Source organism: Synechococcus sp. MU1617 (assembly GCF_020514235.1).
GTDB lineage: Bacteria > Cyanobacteriota > Cyanobacteriia > PCC-6307 > Cyanobiaceae > Parasynechococcus.
In genome coordinates, this window is record NZ_VTLB01000002.1 from 260,218 (window position 1) to 279,682 (window position 19,465).

Below are 19,465 nucleotides of genomic sequence, written 5' to 3' on the forward strand. Positions count from 1 at the left end.
CAAAATTCTCCCGCGCGGGAGGGGCTGGTTAAAGTCGCAAGCAAATTTTCAATCACCATGCTGAAGGCTCTGAGCCGCCTTGCCGCGTTCTGCCTCTGCGTCGCTTTGAGCCTGGGTCTTATGGCCCCGGCTGCTGTCAATGCTGCCGGCATCAGTCCTGACGATCTGGGCGTGATCCGCCGCCAAGCCGCAGCCTTTGAAGACGCAAAATCCCGTCTCCCTGATCTGGCCCGGCTGGTCAGCGAAAAGGATTGGGTCTTCACCCGCAACCTTCTGCATGGCCCCATGCAGGAAGTGAGCCGTGAAATGCTCTACATCAATCAGCGCCTCGACAAGAGCGAGCGCAAGGAGGCCACCAAGGTGGCCCGCTCCTTGAAAGAAGCTCTGGCTGATCTGGATGAAGCCGCACGCCTGCAGGACTTCAGCCGCCTGCAGAAGTCCTACAGCGCAGTAGCTGCCGGCTTTGATGCCTACAGCGATCTGATCCCTGCTGAGGCCTTCAGCTGAGCCGCTCCGTTGGAGTGATTGGTGCCGGGGCCATCGGCCTCGGCACCGCCTGGCATCTGTCCCAGCAAGGGCACGATGTTTCCCTTTACGACCCTCGCCTGAACAAACCCGTTCATCGCGAGGGATCAGCAAACGATCTCAGTGGAACATCGGCATCCCTCGGGGTGCTGATGGGTCACGTGTTTCGCCGCAGCAGCGGACGAGGCTGGAGGCTGCGCCGCCGGAGCATGGAGCTCTGGCCGCAGTGGATCGAAACGCTGCAGGCTCACGAGCCTGAGCTCAAGCTCCACCCAGGCCTGCTGCAAATCGCCGAGGACGAACGAACGGCTGAGCGGATGGAGTCGCTGGCCGCCCAGCGCGTTGACCTGGGGCTACACATGGTGTCCAACGCCGATCTAGCAGCGATCTGGCCGACGGCCAGCCACGGTGGCCTCCACTCTCGTCACGACGGTCGGGTGGATCCACTGCTGCTGCAACTGGCCCTTCGGCAGGCGCTGGCAGTGCAAAGTGTGGCGCTGAATGCCACGGCGGTGGTCCGTCTGGAGCGCAACGACAACCACTGGCGTGTGCATCGAACCGACGGAGACAGCTCCGTTCACGACCTTGTGGTGCTCTCCACAGCACTGTGCTCGGATGCCTTGCTGGAACCCCTGGGCCATGCCCGACCGATGACACCGGTGTTGGGCCAGGCCCTGTCGCTCCAACTGACAACGGATCCGACGGCGTGGAGCAACTGGCCCTCGGTGCTGGTGGATCAGGGCTTCAACCTGATTCCCACCGCACCCGGACAGTTGCTGCTCGGGGCCACCGTGGAACCGGGCGATCGCGCTTCAGAGGATCCTCTGACTCTGATGCGCAGCCTGAATGAGCGCGCACCGGAGTGGCTGAGCTCAGCCACGGTGGTTGGCCACTGGAGCGGACTGCGAGCCCGGCCCGTGGATCGCCCGGCCCCTCTGCTGGAAGAGCTGGAACCTGGGTTGATCCTTGCCAGTGGGCACTACCGCAACGGCGTTCTGCTCACGCCTGGCACCGCTGAGTGGGTCGCCGCTGCCGTTCAACAGGCATAAAAAAGGGCCCCACAGGGCCCTAACGCGTTGGTGGCTCAACCGATCACTTGGTCTCGGTGAACTCTGCATCGATGACATCGTCACTGGCGTCGCCACCACCGGCGTTGGCACCAGCACCGGCATCAGCACCAGGCGCACCAGCTGCAGCCCCTTCCTGCTGGTAGACGGAAGCACCCACGGTGTAGAGCTCCTGCTGCAATTCCTCCAGCAGAGTCTTCATCGCGTCGTAATCGTCCTTCTCGGTGGCTTCCTTGAGCTTGAGGCGCTTCTCCTCCAGCTTCGCCTTGGCGTCGGCATCGACCTTGTCGCCCAGTTCGCCCATCTGCTTTTCAGCTTGGTAGACGAGGGTTTCGGCCTGGTTCTTAAGGTCAATCTTCTCGCGCTTCTCCTTATCAGCGCTGGCATTGGCCTCGGCGTCCTTGACCATCTTGTCGACCTCGGAATCCGAGAGGGTCGACGCACCGGTGATCGAGATGGACTGCTCCTTGCCACTGCCCTTGTCCTTGGCGGTGACGCTGAGAATGCCGTTGGCGTCGATGTCGAAGGTCACTTCGATCTGAGGCACGCCCCGGGGAGCCGGGGGGATGCCATCGAGACGGAAGGTTCCAAGTGACTTGTTGTCGGACGCCATCTCGCGCTCACCCTGGAGCACGTGAATTTCCACATTGGTCTGACCATCCACAGCCGTGGAGTAGGTCTCGGTCTTCTTGGTGGGAACCGTGGTGTTGCGGGTGATCATCTTGGTCATCACACCGCCGAGGGTTTCAACACCCAGGGAGAGGGGCGTGACGTCGAGCAGAAGGATGTCCTTTACCTCGCCGGCCAAAACACCGCCCTGAATGGCAGCACCGACAGCCACCACCTCATCGGGGTTCACCGTCTGGTTGGGGTCTTTACCGGTGATGCGCTTGACCAGTTCGAGCACAGCCGGGATGCGGGTGGAACCACCCACCATCACGATTTCGTCCAGCTCACCGGAGGACAACTTGGCGTCCTTGAGCGCCTGCTCCACAGGCATGGCGCAGCGGTCGATCAGCTTCGAGGCCAGTTCCTCGAACTTGGCGCGGGTAAGAGTGAGATCGAGGTGCTTGGGACCCTCAGGTGTGGCCGTGATGAACGGCAGGTTGATCTCGCTCTGGGTGGCGTTGGACAGCTCGACCTTCGCTTTTTCAGCGGCTTCGGTGAGGCGTTGCAGGGCCTGCTTGTCCTGACGCAGATCGATGCCTTCGTTGGATTTGAACGTCTCGGCCAGGTGATCAACGATCACTTTGTCGAAGTCGTCACCGCCGAGGTGGGTGTCACCAGCGGTGGACAACACCTCAAACACGCCGTCGCCAACTTCCAGAACAGAGACGTCGAAGGTGCCGCCGCCCAGGTCGAAGACCAGGATGCGCTCGTTGCTCTTCTTGTCGAGGCCGTAGGCCAGAGCCGCGGCGGTGGGCTCGTTGATGATGCGCAGCACCTCAAGGCCAGCGATCTTTCCGGCGTCTTTGGTGGCCTGGCGCTGGGAGTCGTTGAAGTAAGCCGGAACGGTGATAACCGCTTGGCTAACGGTTTCGCCGAGGTACTTACCGGCGTCCTCAGCCAGTTTGCGCAGCACCTGAGCGGAAACCTCTTCAGGCGCGAATTGCTTATCGAGAACCGGGCACTTCACCTTCACGTTGGAGCCAGCCTTCTCAACTCCGTAGCTCACTTCTTTCGACTCCTCATTCACCTCATCAACCCGACGGCCGATGAAACGCTTGACGGAATAAAAGGTGTTGTCTGGGTTCATCACCGCCTGACGTTTGGCGATCTGACCCACCAGCTGATCCTGGTTCTTGGTGTATGCAACCACGGAGGGCGTGGTCCGGAAGCCCTCGGCGTTCGCGATCACGGTGGGCTTACCGCCCTCCATCACGGAAACACAGCTGTTCGTAGTGCCAAGGTCAATGCCGACAACCTTGCCCATCGGTGCCCACCTCCAGAAATGGTGATTTGAATGGGCTCATCCTCCACAGCAGACCCTCTGACAGGCGAGGTGTGGTTCCCGAACAGGCAGGCTGGTGGAGCGATCCGGCCCTGGCAATGATCAACGGCGGCACCAGCCTTGTGGGCCTGCTTGGCAATCCAGTGAGCCACTCGCTTTCACCAGTGATGCAGAACGCAGCCCTCGAAAGCATGGGGCTCAACTGGCGCTACCTGGCCCTGCCCTGCGAAAGCGAAAGCCTTGATCAGGTGTTGAAGGGTCTCAGGGCCGTGGGCTGCCAGGGCCTCAACATCACCATCCCCCACAAACAAGCCATCGCCGAACTCTGCGAGGAGCTGAGCCCGTTGGCGCAACGACTCGGTGCCGTCAACACCCTGATCCCAGGGACAGGCGGTGGCTGGTTCGGCACCAACACCGACGTGGAGGGCTTTCTGGCACCCCTCGGTGCCAACGACGCCTGGGCAGGACGCGATGCCGTGGTGATCGGCTGCGGCGGATCAGCTCGAGCAGTGGTCGCCGGTCTGCAGACCCTGAACCTCAGCAGCATCACCGTTGTGGGACGGCGAAGCGAGGCACTGCAAGCCTTTATTACTGATCTGCAGCAGGGCCACGCCCCTCTGACGGCCTGTCTCGACAACGCTGTTCAGCTCAACGAGAGCGTGGCTCAAGCGGCTCTCGTTGTGAACACCACCCCGGTGGGCATGGCACAGCACGGTGACCCCGAAGCGATGCCGTTGGGGGCCGAACTCTGGTCAGGCCTGAACGGAGAGGCGGTGTTGTACGACCTGATCTACACCCCAAGGCCCACCAGCTGGCTCGCCGCTGGGCAACAACGGGGCCATCGCTGCATCGATGGCCTTGAGATGCTGGTGCAGCAGGGCGCTGCATCGCTGCGGCTCTGGAGTGATCGCAATGACGTTCCTGTCGTGGCGATGCGAAGCGCCGCCGTGACTGCGCTTGCGGCCTAAGGTCCAAACAATCCCTAGCTCCACCGTGCAGATTCCCCTCTGGCAGCGGCTGCTTGCACCGCTGGTGTACCTGCTCCCCTGGAGTGATGCCATTCCGTTTGGCCTCGGGGCTGACGGCGTGTTCAACCAGATCCCGTTGCTGAGGCTGCTGATCGTTCCAGCGGTACCGCTGATCCAATTGGATCGGGGAGTTCCCTTCGGTGGCCTGCTGCTCTTCTTCGTGCTGTTTCTGGCGGTAGTGCGGAATCCAGCCGTTCCTTACTTCCTGCGCTTCAACACGCTGCAGGCCCTGCTCACCGACATCGTGATCGTTGTGCTCAGCTTCGCGTTTGGCATCCTGCTGCAACCGATTGCTGGGGGCAGCCTGCTTCTGGGCACCCTCTCCAGCACGATCGTGGTGGCGGTGCTGGCGATCCTTCTGTTCGCCCTGGTGGAGTGCTGGCGCGGGCGCGAACCTGATCTGCCCGGCATCAGCCAGGCCGTACGCATGCAGCTCTACTGAAGGTGCGGGGACACACCAGGGGATAAGGTGTTGGATCCGTCGCTCACTCCGGTGAGCCTGATGCCCCTTAGGTGCTGCCCATGACGCACGATCCGTATTACGAAACCATGTACATCCTTCGTCCGGACATTCCGGAGGAGGAAGTTGAAAGCCACGTCACCAAGTACCGCGACATGCTCGTGGAAGCTGGTGCCGACGTTCTGGATAACCAGATGCGTGGCAAGCGCCGTCTGGCCTACCCCATTGCGAAGCACAAGGAAGGCATTTACGTGCAGCTGAGCCACAACGGCGATGGCCAGCAAGTTGCTGTGCTCGAGAAAGCGATGCGTCTCAGTGAAGACGTGATCCGCTATCTGACCGTGAAGCAGGACGGCCCCCTTCCCGCACCTCGGGTGATGCCGGGCAGCGAAGCTGCTCAACAGCAACAAGCCGAAGCCGCTGCATCAGCTGACTGATCAGCATTGTTGGATTCGTGGGTGGGCGATACCGTCCGCCCATGGATTCGAAACACGACCAACCTCAGCCAACCGAACCTGTGTGGAACGAGCGTCATGGCGACGCTGAAGTGATTCGATTGCTGAAAAAAAGAATTTCAGAGCTCGAGGGCGAGATCAAGGCCTACAACGAGCTTTTGGCCGAACTGCCAGACGTTTTTGAACGCCGCTTCCAACAGCGGCTTGAGCCCTTTATGGAGCGTTATCAACTTCTGGCTGAACAGGTTGATCAAGAACAGATCGAGCGGTCTCAGCCGGCCCTGCCTGGAAGCTCAGAACCCGACAACGTTGTGCGTTTTCCGGTTCTGAGGCTTCCCAAGTTCCTGCAGAAACTGCAGCGCTCAGCTTGAACGGCGCTGGGATGCTGACCAGAGTCGGGTTGGCAGACCCCAGATGTAAATAAAGCCCTCTGCAGCGCGGTGATCGAACTGATCCTCACTGCCGTAGGAGGCCATTTCGGGGACGTACAGACTGCTGTCTGCTGAGCCGCGTCCGGTGACCGTGGCCGTTCCTTTGTGCAGCCGGAGACGAACGACACCATTGACGGTGATCTGGGTGCGGTCCATGAAGCCGTCCAAAGCATTCTTGAGGGGGCCAAACCAAAGCCCCTGGTAGACGAGGTCAGCCCACTGCATTTCCAATTGCCGCTTGCTGCGCAGCACATCGGCAGCCAGGGTCAGGCTTTCCAGTTCCTGGTGGGCCTGGATCAGCAGCAACAGCCCGGGCGTTTCATAGATCTCCCGGGATTTGATCCCCACCACCCGGTTCTCGATCATGTCGAGGCGGCCAATGCCATGGGTGCCCGCCAGACGGTTGGCTTCACGGATCAAAGCCACGGGGTCCAGCTGCTGACCGTTGATCGCCACAGGATTGCCTGCTTCAAAAGCAATCTCGATCTCTTCAGAGACATCCGGAGCAGCCTCCACCGATCGCGTCATCGCAAACACCTCCTCCGGCGGAGCCACCATCGGGTCTTCGAGGGGTCCTGCCTCAATGCTGCGGCCCAGCAGATTGAGGTCGATCGAGTAGGGCGACTTCTTGCTCACCGGTGCGGGCAGACCACAGCGTTCGCCATAGGCGATGGTCTCCTCACGGCTCATGCCCCACTCACGGGCTGGGGTGAGCACCTTGAGATCCGGTGCCAACGCAGCGATGGCCACATCGAAACGCACCTGATCGTTGCCCTTGCCTGTGCATCCATGGGCGACAGCATCGGCACCCACTTCCCTGGCCACCTCCACCAGGCGCTTCGCGATCAGAGGCCTCGCCAGGGCCGTGGAGAGGGGGTAACGGCCTTCATAGAGGGCGTTGGCACGAATCGCCGGAAAAGCGAAATCCTTAATGAAGGGCTCGATCAGATCTCCCACCAGCGACTGACTGGCACCGGCATCTAGCGCTTTCTGACGAATCGGCTCCAGTTCATCGCCCTGGCCGAGATCAGCGGCAAATGTGATCACATCCTCCACACCCCATTCCTGCTTGAGGTAGGGGATGCAAACACTGGTATCCACTCCCCCGGAATAGGCGAGTACCACCTTCTTGGCGCGGCCCATCAATGGGTCTCCTGATCACAATCGTCTGATTCTCTCGTCTCGCCGGCCGCCACCTTTGAGGAATCCACAAGCAACCATCCAGCCAACGCCAGCGCCGGGGAAAAGACCAGCAGCAGCGCCAGCGCCCAAGAGGTCTGCAACGGTTCAGGCCGCTGCAAACCCCACCAATGCAGGCCAGCACTGATGAGCAGGGCCAGGCCCCAAAGAAAAACGAGCAGCGCAGATTTGTTCAAGGGCGGGCCAAAAACAGCACGTGGTCTATCGTGGTCGATTGGCCCGCGTCCCTCCCTGCATGAGCGCTCTGGTTGATTTAAACGCCCTGGACAGCGTCAACCCGTCCCTCACCCGCTACGGGCGCCGCGACCCTGCGCCCGTGCTGCCCCTGCGTGAGGAGCCCGACCTCCTGTCCTGGCTCGAAACCAGCGGTCGTCTCGTTGCCGACGAAGAATCCGGATCACCTGAAGTGAGCACCGTCGAAGAGGAAGAACTCTCTGCGCTCATGGGCGAGAAAGAGGATTACAACAAGGATGACGAGCAAAACGAGGAGCAGTGGGAGGACTGACGTCCCCCAAGCACTGACTGGTCGACCCTGAGCGACTCACCTAGGGTCCCAGCGACCAGTCCAGTGCCACTTTGCAATCCACGGATTCGAACCACCGTTCTTGGTGGGAGAACGGCTCATTGAGTGCCAGCTTGCTGATGCTGGTGGTCTTGATGACCAGCTTTGCAGCCGACAAATGGATCACCAATGCGCAACTGAGCCTGCCGCTCTTGATTTCAGCGGTCTGCGCAACAGCGACTGCAGCCTTGGGCATTCCCCTTCTGCGTCGCTTGAAGATGGGGCAGTTCATCCGTGTGGAAGGCCCCAAAGCCCATCAGAGCAAGGCGGGAACCCCAACGATGGGGGGCCTTCTTGTGGTTCCCGTTGGGGTCATTCTCGGGAGCTTGATCACACGGGACGCCGTGGCGTCGCAACAACTGCTCAGCCTGGCCGGACTCACCTTGGCGTTCATGCTGATCGGCGGCATCGATGACTGGAGCAGCCTCACCAAACACACCAATACAGGCCTGACAGCACAAGGGAAATTGCTGCTGCAAGCCATGGCGGCGGCTGCCTTTCTTGCCATCGCTGCCTGGCAGGGCTGGATCAGCAGCAGCATTGCTTTGCCCTTTGGCCTTGAACTGCCGTTGGGACTGCTGATCTGGCCGCTGGGGCTGTTTGTCGTTCTGGCGGAGAGCAACGCCACCAACCTCACCGATGGCCTGGATGGCTTGGCCAGCGGCTGCGGAGCACTGGTGTTTACGGGTCTGGCACTTCAACTGATGCTGCGAGGAGACAACGGAGATCCCGCCTTGGCTGGCTTCTGCATGGCCATGGCCGGGGCATGGCTTGGGTTTCTCGTGCACAACCGAAACCCAGCTCGAGCCTTCATGGGCGACACGGGATCCCTGGCGATGGGGGCCGCCCTCAGCGGTGTGGCCCTGTTGTCCAACAGCCTCTGGCCCCTGCTGGTAATGGGAGGCGTCTTCGTGGCGGAATCCCTCTCCGTGATCATCCAGGTTTGGGTGTTTAAGGCCACGAAAGGCCCTGATGGGCAAGGGCGACGCGTGTTCCGCATGGCGCCACTCCATCACCATTTTGAGCTGGGGGGCGCCAATGAACGAAGCGTGGTGCCTGCGTTCTGGCTTGTCACAGCAGGGCTTGTCGTTCTCGGACTGGCTCTGCGTCCCTGATCTTTGATCCAATCCTAAGGAGCATCATTTTGAAGCGATCTCAATGATGCAGTGATTCAGATCGCCAATAAGATTAAATTTAGTTTCGCACCAAACAAAGCCAATATCTTCGGAAAAAGATTGAACCTGACGCAGAAAAAATGATCGACATTTTTATATTTTGGAGTGACCACACTTAAGCGCCCTGAATGAAGGAAGGCCTGAACGACCTACCAGATACTCAGGGGATTTTTCATGTTCAGAACGAAAGCCTCATGCCGCTTAAATCCCTTAAAGTCATGTTTTGAGGCAGCAGGGCAAGATGACCTACTTCACCTGGCGTGAATCCGGTCTCACAGCTGACTGCTCAAGCCTCGAGGCGATGGCTGCCCGCTTTGAGGAGTCGGCCAGTTTGATGCGGCGCATGTCGAGCGAAGGGTTCCAACTGGAACGCCATGGAACGGAGCAGCGCATCACGCATCCCGATCCCACCGTGTTTGAAGCCTGGGGTTTCGTCAGCGAGGAATCACCGGTCCGCCAACTCACGCTGATCCCCGATCTTCAGAACTGATGGACAACCTGCTTGCCAAAACCGCTGAGCTGCTCGCCAACGCAGCTGCCGATCCAGATCGGGTTCTGCGGTGGGTGCTGATCTATTTCGGTGTGTCGTCGCTCGGATTTATGGGTGTATGGCTGATCGGAGAAGTGCGCCGTCAGAGCAGTACCGATTCGAACTGAGCCCTTAGCGGCTCGCTTCCACCGAGCGCTGACGCCATTGAGGCGATTGCTCCATCGATTTCAACTGCTCTGCGTTGGGGCTCTCGAGCACGTCCAGGAGATGCAGGGGTTCTGCTTCGAAATGCAGATGAGGACCTGTCGACCAACGGCCCGTGTTCCCGCAAAGACCAATGATCTCGCCGCGGTCGTAGGAGCCTGCTGGGGCACCAGCATTGAGATGGCTGTAACGCGTCTTGACGCCTGCCCCAGCCAGATGAAACGTCCATCCGTGGGTCGCTGTCCAGCGACTCCGACCGACCCCGTCATGAGCGGCACGCACAGGGCGACCAACACGGCAGGAGATGTCCAAGGCTGGATGGTCCTGTTCGACGCCTTGGGTCACCACACCCGACATCGGCACAAGCAACGCGGCAAACAGACCGAGCAAACAATCAAAACGAGAATTGGAAGAGAATCTTAAGACAAAGTCCCTTCCGTCAGAGAAAAGACAGCATTCTCGTTTTTCCTTAACGCTCTCTTAAAAGGAAAAAAACCCTGTGCTTCCAGGCCACTTCCCGGGCGGTCTGGCGACGGTTCGAAGGCAAATCAACTGCAGCTCATGCGCAGAGCACTTCTCTTCACCGGCGCCGGACTGATGGTCGCCGCTGCTGGACTTCCCAGCTTCGCCGCTCCCAAGCAAACCGCCCGCACCGTCACCAACGGTTTCGTGCGCTCCAACGTGCTGTTGCCCATCGGTGGCAAAAAAGCCGTCTCCAATCCCGTTCCTGAAGATCTGAGCGATCTGTCCGGTTGGACCCGTGAAGAACTCGAGGTGGGTCTGGAGAAGCAGTACGACGTCGACGTTGCAGACGTCACCCGCTTCCTCTACTCAACTGAAGGCGAGGCTTTCCTGAAAGAAAGCATCAACGGCAACTATCACCCGTACTACAGCCAGCAGAACGATCTGCAGGCCGTTCGCAGTGCCATCATCCTTGATGCTGAAGATGGCCAGCTTTCCAGCTACGGAATGATGGCCAAGCTGCCGACCGACCAGCGCCTGCAAGGTGCCATGAAGGTCTGCAATGCCGATGTGCAAGGTGATTTCCACAAGGACACCTCACTGCTCAGCTGGTACATGAACACCCCGGCCTGCATCCAGGCCTACACCGCCAAGGCCCCCGAGCCCGCTCCCGCTGCTCCCGTTCAGGGACTCTGGTGATCTAAAGGCAGAACGACAAAACACGTCCACCGAGCCCTGGGTCCACCCAGGGCTTTTTTATGTCCCTGTCTGTCAAGACAAAACCATCAAGGCAGAACCACCACCGGCGTCCCCACATCCACAAGGTCAAAGACCCTCTGGATGTGTTCGTCGTAGAGGCGAACACATCCATGGGACACGGCCCGTCCAACGGTCCAACGATGGGGCGTGCCGTGCAAGCCGACGTGGGAGCAGCCGCGAACCTGCACCACCTTTTCGCCATCCCAACCACCGGGATTGGAACAGTCCTGATAGAAAGCAATCCAGCGGGATCCCAGGGGATTTCTACCGCCGGGGGGAACCAAAGCACCGGTGCCTGGATGCCGCCAGACGGGATCCACCGCTTTGAATAGCACCCGATGCTCACCGAGAGGCGTTTCCCAGCCTTGCGTGCCGACCGCAGCAGGCACACGCAAACGAAGCTGTCCCTGCTCCAGCAGGATCAGCTGACGGCTGGAACGATGCAGCACCAGCTGCTTGGTGGAACGGGAACGAACAGCAGCAGGCAACAAGGCCAGCGCCTCCGCATCACTAAGCCAGGGGGCAACCGGTGGAATGGGATCCGCAGACCTGGCCTGGGCAGGCCCGAGCTGGAGACAGGCTCCAGCCAAAACCGCCAACAACGTCGCCCGAAGCACTGGACTCAATCAAGAACGCATCCTTGACCTAGCGGGAGATCGGGCCCTGCACTCAAGGCTGCGGAAAGTCTCAGGACTTGCATTGATTGATGATGCAGGCAGGCCGTTCAAGGATCACCATGCCGTCGTTTCCACGCACCGTGATGCTGCTGGGCAGCGGGGAGCTGGGCAAGGAAGTGGCCATTGCTGCCCAACGGCTTGGCTGCCAGGTGATCGCCTGTGATCGCTATGACGGGGCCCCGGCCATGCAGGTGGCTGACGTGGCCGAAGTGCTGCCGATGACCGATGCCGATGCCTTGCTTGAGGTGGTCAGGCGCCACCAACCCGACGTGGTGATCCCAGAAATCGAAGCACTCGCCGTCCATGCCCTGGCGGAACTCGAACAAGAGGGAATCACCGTGATTCCAACGGCCCGTGCGACGGCCGTCACGATGAACCGAGACCGCATCCGCGACCTGGCGGCCGGCGAACTCGGTCTCCGCACCGCCCGGTTCGCCTATGCCTCCAGCGCTGAGGAACTCACAGCGGTGGCGGAACCTCTGGGCTGGCCCGTCGTGGTGAAACCGGTGATGAGTTCCTCCGGCAAAGGCCAGAGCGTGGTGGCTTGTGCGGACGATCTACCCAAAGCCTGGGAGGCCGCCATGGCCGGCGCACGGGGCACCTCAACCCAAGTGATCGTGGAGGAATTTCTCCATTTTGATCTGGAGATCACCCTGCTCACCATCCGTCAGCGCAATGGCGAAACCCTGTTCTGTGCACCGATCGGCCACGAACAGGAAGGAGGGGACTATCAGTGCAGCTGGCAGCCGGCGCAACTGACCGACCAACAACTGCGTCAGGCCCAGGCCATGGCCAAGACCGTCACCGACAACCTGGGCGGTGCCGGCCTCTTCGGTGTGGAATTTTTCCTCTGTGGCGATGAGGTGATTTTTTCCGAATTGTCTCCACGGCCGCACGACACAGGCCTGGTCACCCTGATCAGCCAGAACCTGAGCGAATTCGAACTGCACCTGCGCGCTGTTCTCGGTCTGCCGATCCCCACCATCACGGCAGCTGATGCCGCCGCCAGCCGAGTGATCCTGTCCCAAACAAAAATGGACTCCGTCGCTTTTGAAGGGGTCGAACAAGCGCTCACGGAAGCTGACACCCAATTGCTGCTGTTCGGCAAGCCCACGGCCCGCCCCGGTCGGCGGATGGGTGTAGCCCTGGCAAGGGGAGGAGATCGGAAGGAAGCACAAGCCAAGGCCGACAGGGCAGCCGCCTGTGTAACCGTGATCCCAGGATCAACGGCTGCCTGAAAACCGGTAGTGGGTTAAGCCATCCAGCACGGCTCCAACACTGGGGCGTTTCGACACATACACCCGCTGCTGGGTCCTTTGACCCAACAGGCAGGGATCATGATCCGCAGGAACCACCGTGGCGGGCAAACCCTCCAGCAATTCTCCATCCCCCTGCTGACTGGCCACCACCAGAACCTGGTCCAGGGGGAGCTGCCAAGACTGGGCCAGAAAACGGATGGCCTCGCTGCGGGATGCGCGCTGGGGCAGAACATCCAGGAACCAGTGGCAACGGAGCTGGGGTTCAGCTTGCAAACCATGGCGGCGCAAGCACTGACGGGCCAAACCAATCAGACCGCGGTTGGAGGCACGCAAGAGGTAGCTGACCTTGAAGTGACTCTGATGATCAGACTCCTGAAGCTGAAGGTGTTCCTGGAGTTGCCCCATCGCTGCGAGAACAGCCTCGCGATCCCAGGCTTGGCTGATGCGCTGCGCCCAAACGGGATCTTCTGCACGATCCAGCCTGTGGTGAATCTCGGTCCCAGCACGGCAGATCCAGGCCTTGGGGTCGGGAAGATGCAACTCCTGGTAGCGCTGACGCGCCTGATCCAGCGACCGCCCCGTGAGGATCACCAAGCCTGTCGAGGCGGCAAAAGGTTCGGCATGAAGCCGATCGCGCAGATGCGCCAAGGAGCGTTCCTCCGGCAGCTCCAAGCAACTGTCAAGATCCAACGCCAACAGCCTGGAGACGGGACTTGGCCGCCGCACCACCGACATCGGACGAACAGGTGACACGCGGATCTTCTGCTGCATCAGGGCGAGGTACTGACACACATGGGCATCCCAGCTGAAGTGGCGACTGATGGCCTCAACCCCGTTGTCACTCCAACGACGCCAACGGGAGCGATCGCTGCCGGCCAATTCCAAGGCCTCTTGAAGTGCACCAGGATCGGTGACGTCCGCCAGAAGACCGTTGTCGCAGCGGAGTTGGATGTCCCGTGGACCGCCATCATCGGTGGCCACCATCGGCAAACCACAGGCCGCGGCCTCCAGAAGGGTGAGTCCGAAAGGTTCGGTCAACGCCGGGTTCACAAACAGCCCTCCACGACGCGCCGCCCAGCGGTAAAGAGCGGGAATCTGGGCACGGCTGTGTTGTTTGGGATAAGCCACCTGGCCATAGAGATCAAACCGATCCACCAGATCGAACACCTGCTGAAGCACATCACGCTGCTGCTTCTCGAGCTGACGCGGGTCATCCCGACAGCCCAGCACAAGCACCAGGTTGTGACGCTGCCGCAACACCGGCGACTGGCCAAAGGCTTCCACCAGCGCGGGAATGTTCTTGCGCCGCACCGCACGGGAAATCGCAAGCAGGGGCGGACGATCCGGCTCCCTTAGGAAAGGCTGCAACAGACTTTGCAGCGCGGAGCATTCCTGCGATGAACTGTGGGGATGGAACCGGGTGGCATCGACCCCGGGGGGCACAACCTCCGCCTGATCCGCCTGAAAGTGGCCGTAGCGGGAGTACTGCTGATCCGCCTCCTGACGGGTGCTGGTGATCACAAGATCCGCCTGGGCCAGAGCACGCTCTTCAGCGTCGATTCGGCGGCTGATGGCATAGGTCTGCTCGATCTGAGAGCGATCCAGGCCACTGGCAAGGAGACGTCGCTGTTTCTCCCGACCGAGGGAATGGCCGGTGAAGACAAGCGGAATCCCCAATCGCTGACTGACCAAAGCACCCACCAGCCCGGCATCGGCGTAGTGAGCATGAATCCAATCAACCCTCTGGCCGGGCTGGCTCAGATGTTCCACCAGCTGATCAGCCAGCTCCTCGAGATGGGGCCAAAGCAACTCCTTGCGCAGATACCGCTTCGGACCAAAGGGAAAGCGCAGGATGCGGGCAGCCGGACCAATGACCTCTTCCCGTTGGCTGTAATCGAGGTGAACCCGACGGTCCTGAATCAGGCGAGTGACCACATCAACCTGATCGACCTCGGCCCGCTGAGCCAGGCTGCGCGCGAGCTCCAGGACGTACAACGTCTGGCCACCGGTATCAGCATCCCGTCCCAGCTCAAGCTCATGAGAACGAAACAGGCCGTGAAGATGCAGATGCAACAACCGGATCCCCATTCGCTCACCTCACAAACAACAACGGAACGCAAATTCGGTCCCGTTGGTTTTTCTTTAGAGGCGGAAGAAGGAATAAAAAATGAAAAAAACCTTAGAAGAACAGCAATTTAAAGCGACAAAAAAAGCCGAGTCCTTTTGCCTTGCAGTGGATCTGGACCTAAGAAACCAAAGTCGTTGCCGACTGCTGGATGTAACAAGCCAGCAACGTCAGAGACGGTTGCTCACATCGACAAGGCTGCCCTGCTCGTCACCCCAACCACCCGCAGAGAAGGTGACTGAGCCATCCATCTCAAGCTGCTCGTTGATCCAGCCAAGGATGACCGGCCCAACCTGTGCCGGGGACGTTTCACCTTGAAAACTGCGAAGGCTGAAGTGGTCGGCACCCTGCACCAACACCAGGCGGTGACCCAACCGCACGGCCTTGCTCTCACGCATCGGAACGATCGCTTCCGGCCCCGAAGGCACCACCCAATCACGGGTACCGCTGATCAGCAGCAACTTGGCCGGAAGGCTCTCCAGGCGACTGCCGTCAAACAACAAACGCAAGGGCGGGCTGACGGCCACAACAGCCTTGACCCTTGGATCAGCAACAGCGGCTTGTTTAACCCCCGACAGCCAACTGCATTGGAGCACCCAGCTGATGTTTCGCTCCGGATCCTTGAGGTCGTTGCAACGGGCTTTGAGTCTGTAATCAATAGGAACACCACCGGCCAATTGGAGCGTGGTGGTGGCTCCCCAGGAATGACCCACCACCGCTACGGCATCGGTGTTCAAGTTGGCCCCTGGCCGAAAACGTCCAGCACTGATTGCATCCAACAAAGCGGACACATCAAGGGGCCGAAGACGCAATTCTTCAGGCCCCGGCGGTGGCGCATCACCAGCGAGCATCGCCTTCTGCTGATTGAGATCGCTGCCGGGGTGGTCTGGCAGCAGCACGGTGTAGCCATGGGCAGCCAGCACCTCACCCCAACCTTCAAAGGATTCCGGATCGTCCCAGAGCCCATGGGAAATCACGACCAAGCGACCATTTCCAGGCGCTGCAGGCTGAAGCGTCAGAACCCGCAGGGGTTTCGGCCGGTGGGGCACGGACACCTGAACAACCTCACGGGACCAACTGGGCCGCAGTGGGCCCCGCAGAGCAGCCGTCACGAATGCGGGCTCAACGGAACGGGCCAAAGCAACCCCCTCCTCAAGATTGGTTTTAAGCCGATTGGCCACCTCAGCGAGACGCGACAGATCGATCGATGCCTGTTCTCCCGGCAACTCCCGCAAAAAACCAAGGATGTTGGGTTGCCCCCGGCGTTCAGCACGAATCAGGGCCTCGGTCAGCATCCGCCCGCTCACATCCGGCTCAACTCCTTCAAGAGCCACCACCTGCGTCGCCGCATGGAGGGCCTGCTCCAGAAGCGGCTGACCGGTCGATCCCGCCAGCAACGCCTTGGTTTCCAAGGGCAGTGGCGTGAGGAACACCTGGCGCAACAGCGGCAACAACTTGCCACCACTGGCCAGTTCCAGATCCTGCAGATCCGGACTGGCCTGGATCAATTGTTCAGCGGACTCACCGTCATCGAAGTTGATCGTGATCTCCGTTTCCAGGAATGGCAGTCGCAACACCAGCCGCTCCAACGCTGAAGCGGGACCCCCGCTGAGGGCCAGCGACATGCCAAAAGCCAGGGCCGCCAGGTGTGTCCGAAATCGAGCCATCAAGCCGCCAGGGGAACGAGTAGTTCTGGTGGATGCTGCTCCAAAACCCGGCTGAGGTAACGGCCGGTGTGACTAGTGGGATGCTGGGCGACCTCCTCTGGAGTGCCGGTGACCAGGATCTCGCCACCCTTGTCACCGCCTTCAGGGCCGAGATCGATGATCCAGTCGCTGCAACGGATCACATCAAGATTGTGCTCGATGCAGATGATCGAATTTCCCTTGTCCACTAGGCGCTGCATCACATCCATCAGCTTGTGCACGTCGTAAAAGCTGAGGCCGGTGGTGGGTTCATCAATCAGATAAAGGGTCTTACCGGTGGCACGCCGTGAAAGCTCCGTTGCAAGCTTCACCCGCTGGGCCTCACCCCCCGAAAGTGTTGGCGCCGGCTGGCCGAGCTTGACGTAGCCCAGGCCCACATCCACCAGCGTGCGCAAGCGATCTGCCGCCTGAGGAATTGCATCGAAGACTTCAGCGGCCTGCTCCACCGTCATTTGGAGCACATCCGCAATGGTGTGGCCCTTGTATTTCACCTGCAGGGTTTCACGGTTGAACCGAGCGCCCTTGCAGACATCGCATTGGACGTACACATCCGGAAGGAAGTTCATCTCAATCACGTTCACGCCCTGACCGCGACAGGCCTCACAGCGGCCGCCCTTTACGTTGAAACTGAACTGCCCCACCTGATAACCACGGGCCTTGGCCTCCACCGTGGCGGCAAACACCTGACGGATTGGATCAAAGGCACCGGTGTAGGTGGCTGGGTTGGAGCGGGGTGTCCGTCCGATCGGGCTCTGGTCGATCACGATCACCTTGTCGATCGACTTCAACCCCCTTAGTTCTCCCAACCCTTGAGGGAAGGGGACCTTGAGACCCAGTCCGTTCTCCAAAGCCGGATGCAGGAGCTCATTCACCAGGGTGCTCTTGCCGCTGCCGCTCACCCCGGTGACAGACACGAGCCGACCCAAGGGGAACTCAACCGAAACGTTCTTGAGGTTGTTGCGGTTGCAATCGATCAACTTGAGTGAGCGTGAACCGCTCTGGCGACGTTCGGCCGGCGTTGGAATCGAGCGACGGCCGCTCAGGTAAGCGCCGGTGATGGATTCGCTGCTCGCCACCAAGTCATCGAAACTTCCCTCCGCAACGATGTGACCCCCATGGACCCCGGCACCAGGGCCGATGTCCACCACGTGATCGGCAGCACGAATGGTGTCTTCATCGTGTTCGACCACCACCAGGGTGTTTCCGAGATCCCTGAGCCGCACCAACGTGTTCAAGAGGCGGTCGTTATCCCGCTGATGCAGGCCGATGCTCGGCTCATCGAGCACGTAAAGCACCCCGGTGAGACCAGCACCAATCTGGGTGGCCAGGCGAATGCGCTGGGCTTCACCACCGGAGAGCGTCATCGCCGGTCGATCCAGGCTCAGGTAGTCCAGGCCAACATCGAGCAGGAACTTCAGACGTAGGCGGATTTCCCGGAGCACCAAATCACCGATCTGGATCTGACGAGCATTCAGCAGGGGCTCTAAACCCTCATGAGCGCCCACACCCATCAATTTTTCGATCCGTTCCAGGGTCTGACCGACGCTGACGGCCGTGAGCTCTGGAATCCGATAGGGCCCCACCTTCACCGCCAGGGCTTCGGGGCGGAGCCGCTGACCAGCACAGCTGGCACAGGGCACCAACTCCAGATACTTCTCAAGTTTCTGGCGCTGGGACTCGCCGCTGGCGTCGCGAAGCTGACGCTCAAGAATCGGAAGAATGCCCTCAAACGGGCGGGTGTAACCGGCTTTGCCCTTGTGGTAGCGGCTATCAGCCTGGATCAGAATCGGTTCGCGGCTTCCATTGAGCAGCACATCCCGCTGTTCATCAGTGAGTTCATTCCATGGGGTCTTGATCTCGAAACCAAAGGCTTCTCCCACTGAGTAGAGCAGTGAGAAGTAATAGCTGTTGTCTTTCTCGGCCCAGGGAGCAACAGCGGAGTACACCGGCTGAGATGGATCCGGGATCACCCGGTCAACAGTGAACTTGCGCAGATGGCCAATGCCATGGCAAGCCTCACAGGCGCCGTAAGGGCTGTTGAACGAAAACAGCCGTGGTGAGAGCTCCTCCATCACAGCCCCATGCACGGGGCAGGCGTAATTCTCGGAATAGAGCCGCTCCCGCTCAAGGCCATCAGGAAGCTCCTCACCTTTCTTGGGCACCACCTCCACCAACGCCAGACCATCTCCACGTTTGAGAGCCGTGCGCAGCGAATCGGTTAGCCGCTCCTGAATCCCCTCACGGGCCACAAGGCGATCGACCACCACCTCGATGTTGTGGCTGTGATTCTTGTCGAGCTCAATGTTGTCGGCCAGCTCGCGCACCTCACCGTTAATGCGCACCCGCGCGAAACCTTCGGCCGCAAGGCCGCTGATCAACTTGGTGTGGGTTCCCTTTTTGCCGCGCACCACGGGCGCCATCAATTGATAGCGGGTTCCTTCCGGCAACAGCAGGATCTGATCGACCATCTCGTCGATGCTCTGCGGCTTGATCGAGCGGCCGCATTTGGGGCAGTGGGGTTCACCAGCCCGGCCGAACAGAAGACGCAGATAATCCTGAATCTCGGTGACGGTGCCCACCGTGGAACGGGGGTTGTGACTGGTGGATTTCTGATCAATCGAGATCGCAGGAGACAGGCCCTCGATGGCATCCACATCGGGCTTGTCCACCTGCCCCAGGAACTGGCGGGCATAAGCCGAGAGACTTTCGACGTAGCGGCGTTGCCCCTCCGCAAAGATCGTGTCGAAGGCGAGCGAACTCTTGCCGCTTCCACTCACCCCGGTGAAAACCACCAGCTTGTTGCGGGGAATGGTGACGTCGACATTCTTGAGGTTGTGCTGTCGGGCACCCCTCACTCGAATCACATCGTCCTGAGTCGCCAGCGGGCCAGCTGAGTCAGCGATCTTGGCAGCAGCTCGCGCCATCAGGA

At 60.3% G+C, this 19,465-nt stretch carries 20 protein-coding genes; 12 read left to right on the forward strand and 8 right to left on the reverse strand.

All coding sequences use genetic code 11. From position 1 onward, the window contains the following. The first annotated feature begins 57 nt into the window (after positions 1-57). Positions 58-507, forward strand: coding sequence for a photosystem II protein PsbQ (psbQ, locus tag FZZ90_RS05205; protein WP_226424685.1), 450 nt, complete (start codon positions 58-60; stop codon positions 505-507). 14 nt (positions 508-521) lie between these two features. Beyond that, positions 522-1,574, forward strand: a complete 1,053-nt coding sequence (locus FZZ90_RS05210; RefSeq protein WP_226424686.1) for an FAD-dependent oxidoreductase — start codon at positions 522-524, stop codon at positions 1,572-1,574. Positions 1,575-1,617: 43 nt separating this feature from the next. Here the strand turns inward: FZZ90_RS05210 and dnaK are convergent, their stop codons facing one another. After that, positions 1,618-3,525, reverse strand: a complete 1,908-nt coding sequence (gene dnaK / locus FZZ90_RS05215) for a molecular chaperone DnaK (protein ID WP_226424687.1) — start codon at positions 3,523-3,525, stop codon at positions 1,618-1,620. A gap of 116 nt (positions 3,526-3,641) precedes the next feature. Here dnaK and FZZ90_RS05220 point away from each other — a divergent pair, with 116 nt between their 5' ends. The 4 genes from FZZ90_RS05220 (at position 3,642) to FZZ90_RS05235 (ending at position 5,857) form a co-directional block, all read left to right on the forward strand. Next, the gene (locus tag FZZ90_RS05220; protein WP_226425025.1) at positions 3,642-4,511 is read left to right on the forward strand and encodes a shikimate dehydrogenase; all 870 of its coding nucleotides are present in this window, start codon (positions 3,642-3,644) and stop codon (positions 4,509-4,511) included. Beyond that, the gene (locus FZZ90_RS05225) at positions 4,501-5,013 is read left to right on the forward strand and encodes a Tic20 family protein (RefSeq protein WP_226424688.1); all 513 of its coding nucleotides are present in this window, start codon (positions 4,501-4,503) and stop codon (positions 5,011-5,013) included. Before FZZ90_RS05220 ends, FZZ90_RS05225 begins: the two co-directional genes overlap by 11 nt. Positions 5,014-5,093: 80 nt before the next feature. Continuing rightward, positions 5,094-5,468, forward strand: coding sequence for a 30S ribosomal protein S6 (gene rpsF / locus FZZ90_RS05230; protein ID WP_226424689.1), 375 nt, complete (start codon positions 5,094-5,096; stop codon positions 5,466-5,468). A gap of 41 nt (positions 5,469-5,509) precedes the next feature. Continuing rightward, entirely contained in the window at positions 5,510-5,857 is a 348-nt protein-coding gene (locus FZZ90_RS05235; RefSeq protein ID WP_226424690.1) for a hypothetical protein, read from the forward strand. On the opposite strand, the gene FZZ90_RS05240 is transcribed toward FZZ90_RS05235, so the two are convergent. Continuing rightward, the gene (locus tag FZZ90_RS05240) at positions 5,849-7,060 is read right to left on the reverse strand and encodes an argininosuccinate synthase (RefSeq protein ID WP_226424691.1); all 1,212 of its coding nucleotides are present in this window, start codon (positions 7,058-7,060) and stop codon (positions 5,849-5,851) included. The genes FZZ90_RS05235 and FZZ90_RS05240 overlap by 9 nt on opposite strands. Continuing rightward, the gene (locus tag FZZ90_RS05245; protein WP_226424692.1) at positions 7,060-7,293 is read right to left on the reverse strand and encodes a hypothetical protein; all 234 of its coding nucleotides are present in this window, start codon (positions 7,291-7,293) and stop codon (positions 7,060-7,062) included. The genes FZZ90_RS05240 and FZZ90_RS05245 overlap by 1 nt, the downstream gene beginning before the upstream one ends. A 59-nt stretch (positions 7,294-7,352) precedes the next feature. Between FZZ90_RS05245 and FZZ90_RS05250 the strand changes: the two genes are divergently transcribed. The 4 genes from FZZ90_RS05250 (at position 7,353) to FZZ90_RS05265 (ending at position 9,511) form a co-directional block, all read left to right on the forward strand. Beyond that, positions 7,353-7,622: a DUF3134 domain-containing protein gene (locus tag FZZ90_RS05250; protein ID WP_006850710.1), complete on the forward strand. Its 270-nt coding sequence runs from the start codon at positions 7,353-7,355 to the stop codon at positions 7,620-7,622. A 137-nt stretch (positions 7,623-7,759) separates the two neighbouring features. Further along, positions 7,760-8,794 (forward strand): phospho-N-acetylmuramoyl-pentapeptide-transferase, encoded by a 1,035-nt coding sequence (gene mraY / locus FZZ90_RS05255; protein WP_226425026.1) that lies wholly within the window; start codon positions 7,760-7,762, stop codon positions 8,792-8,794. Positions 8,795-9,095: 301 nt separating this feature from the next. Then, positions 9,096-9,344, forward strand: coding sequence for a hypothetical protein (locus FZZ90_RS05260; protein WP_115094718.1), 249 nt, complete (start codon positions 9,096-9,098; stop codon positions 9,342-9,344). Continuing rightward, positions 9,344-9,511: a hypothetical protein gene (locus FZZ90_RS05265; RefSeq protein WP_006851462.1), complete on the forward strand. Its 168-nt coding sequence runs from the start codon at positions 9,344-9,346 to the stop codon at positions 9,509-9,511. The genes FZZ90_RS05260 and FZZ90_RS05265 overlap by 1 nt, the downstream gene beginning before the upstream one ends. A gap of 4 nt (positions 9,512-9,515) precedes the next feature. Here FZZ90_RS05265 and FZZ90_RS05270 read toward each other — a convergent pair whose 3' ends face one another. Beyond that, entirely contained in the window at positions 9,516-9,938 is a 423-nt protein-coding gene (locus FZZ90_RS05270) for a M23 family metallopeptidase (protein ID WP_226424693.1), read from the reverse strand. A 171-nt stretch (positions 9,939-10,109) separates the two neighbouring features. On the opposite strand from FZZ90_RS05270, the gene FZZ90_RS05275 reads away from it, so the two are divergent. Continuing rightward, positions 10,110-10,709, forward strand: a complete 600-nt coding sequence (locus tag FZZ90_RS05275; protein ID WP_226424694.1) for an alpha/beta hydrolase — start codon at positions 10,110-10,112, stop codon at positions 10,707-10,709. Between the two features lie 86 nt (positions 10,710-10,795). On the opposite strand, the gene FZZ90_RS05280 is transcribed toward FZZ90_RS05275, so the two are convergent. Next, positions 10,796-11,386: a L,D-transpeptidase gene (locus tag FZZ90_RS05280; RefSeq protein ID WP_226425027.1), complete on the reverse strand. Its 591-nt coding sequence runs from the start codon at positions 11,384-11,386 to the stop codon at positions 10,796-10,798. Between the two features lie 119 nt (positions 11,387-11,505). Between FZZ90_RS05280 and purT the strand changes: the two genes are divergently transcribed. After that, positions 11,506-12,684 (forward strand): formate-dependent phosphoribosylglycinamide formyltransferase, encoded by a 1,179-nt coding sequence (gene purT, locus FZZ90_RS05285; protein ID WP_226424695.1) that lies wholly within the window; start codon positions 11,506-11,508, stop codon positions 12,682-12,684. On the opposite strand, the gene FZZ90_RS05290 is transcribed toward purT, so the two are convergent. The 3 genes from FZZ90_RS05290 to uvrA all read right to left on the reverse strand — a co-directional run bounded on the left by FZZ90_RS05290 (position 12,670) and on the right by uvrA (position 19,460). Next, complete coding sequence (locus tag FZZ90_RS05290) at positions 12,670-14,793, reverse strand: HAD family hydrolase (protein WP_226424696.1); 2,124 nt, start codon at positions 14,791-14,793, stop codon at positions 12,670-12,672. The genes purT and FZZ90_RS05290 overlap by 15 nt on opposite strands. A 207-nt stretch (positions 14,794-15,000) precedes the next feature. Next, complete coding sequence (locus tag FZZ90_RS05295; RefSeq protein WP_226424697.1) at positions 15,001-16,497, reverse strand: alpha/beta fold hydrolase; 1,497 nt, start codon at positions 16,495-16,497, stop codon at positions 15,001-15,003. Continuing rightward, complete coding sequence (uvrA, locus tag FZZ90_RS05300; protein ID WP_226424698.1) at positions 16,497-19,460, reverse strand: excinuclease ABC subunit UvrA; 2,964 nt, start codon at positions 19,458-19,460, stop codon at positions 16,497-16,499. Before uvrA ends, FZZ90_RS05295 begins: the two co-directional genes overlap by 1 nt. Positions 19,461-19,465: the final 5 nt, after the last annotated feature.

Excerpts from the sequence above, each read along its gene's own strand:
- rpsF (WP_226424689.1), top strand. The coding sequence starts at position 5,094 with ATGACGCACGATCCGTATTACGAAACCATGTACATCCTTCGTCCGGAC.
- FZZ90_RS05240 (WP_226424691.1), bottom strand. The coding sequence starts at position 7,060 with ATGGGCCGCGCCAAGAAGGTGGTACTCGCCTATTCCGGGGGAGTGGAT.
- FZZ90_RS05260 (WP_115094718.1), top strand. The coding sequence starts at position 9,096 with ATGACCTACTTCACCTGGCGTGAATCCGGTCTCACAGCTGACTGCTCA.
- purT (WP_226424695.1), top strand. The coding sequence starts at position 11,506 with ATGCCGTCGTTTCCACGCACCGTGATGCTGCTGGGCAGCGGGGAGCTG.
- FZZ90_RS05295 (WP_226424697.1), bottom strand. The coding sequence starts at position 16,497 with ATGGCTCGATTTCGGACACACCTGGCGGCCCTGGCTTTTGGCATGTCG.
- dnaK (WP_226424687.1), bottom strand. The coding sequence starts at position 3,525 with ATGGGCAAGGTTGTCGGCATTGACCTTGGCACTACGAACAGCTGTGTT.
- FZZ90_RS05275 (WP_226424694.1), top strand. The coding sequence starts at position 10,110 with ATGCGCAGAGCACTTCTCTTCACCGGCGCCGGACTGATGGTCGCCGCT.
- mraY (WP_226425026.1), top strand. The coding sequence starts at position 7,760 with ATGCTGGTGGTCTTGATGACCAGCTTTGCAGCCGACAAATGGATCACC.
- FZZ90_RS05235 (WP_226424690.1), top strand. The coding sequence starts at position 5,510 with ATGGATTCGAAACACGACCAACCTCAGCCAACCGAACCTGTGTGGAAC.
- FZZ90_RS05220 (WP_226425025.1), top strand. The coding sequence starts at position 3,642 with ATGATCAACGGCGGCACCAGCCTTGTGGGCCTGCTTGGCAATCCAGTG.
- FZZ90_RS05265 (WP_006851462.1), top strand. The coding sequence starts at position 9,344 with ATGGACAACCTGCTTGCCAAAACCGCTGAGCTGCTCGCCAACGCAGCT.
- psbQ (WP_226424685.1), top strand. The coding sequence starts at position 58 with ATGCTGAAGGCTCTGAGCCGCCTTGCCGCGTTCTGCCTCTGCGTCGCT.
- FZZ90_RS05250 (WP_006850710.1), top strand. The coding sequence starts at position 7,353 with ATGAGCGCTCTGGTTGATTTAAACGCCCTGGACAGCGTCAACCCGTCC.
- uvrA (WP_226424698.1), bottom strand. The coding sequence starts at position 19,460 with ATGGCGCGAGCTGCTGCCAAGATCGCTGACTCAGCTGGCCCGCTGGCG.
- FZZ90_RS05290 (WP_226424696.1), bottom strand. The coding sequence starts at position 14,793 with ATGGGGATCCGGTTGTTGCATCTGCATCTTCACGGCCTGTTTCGTTCT.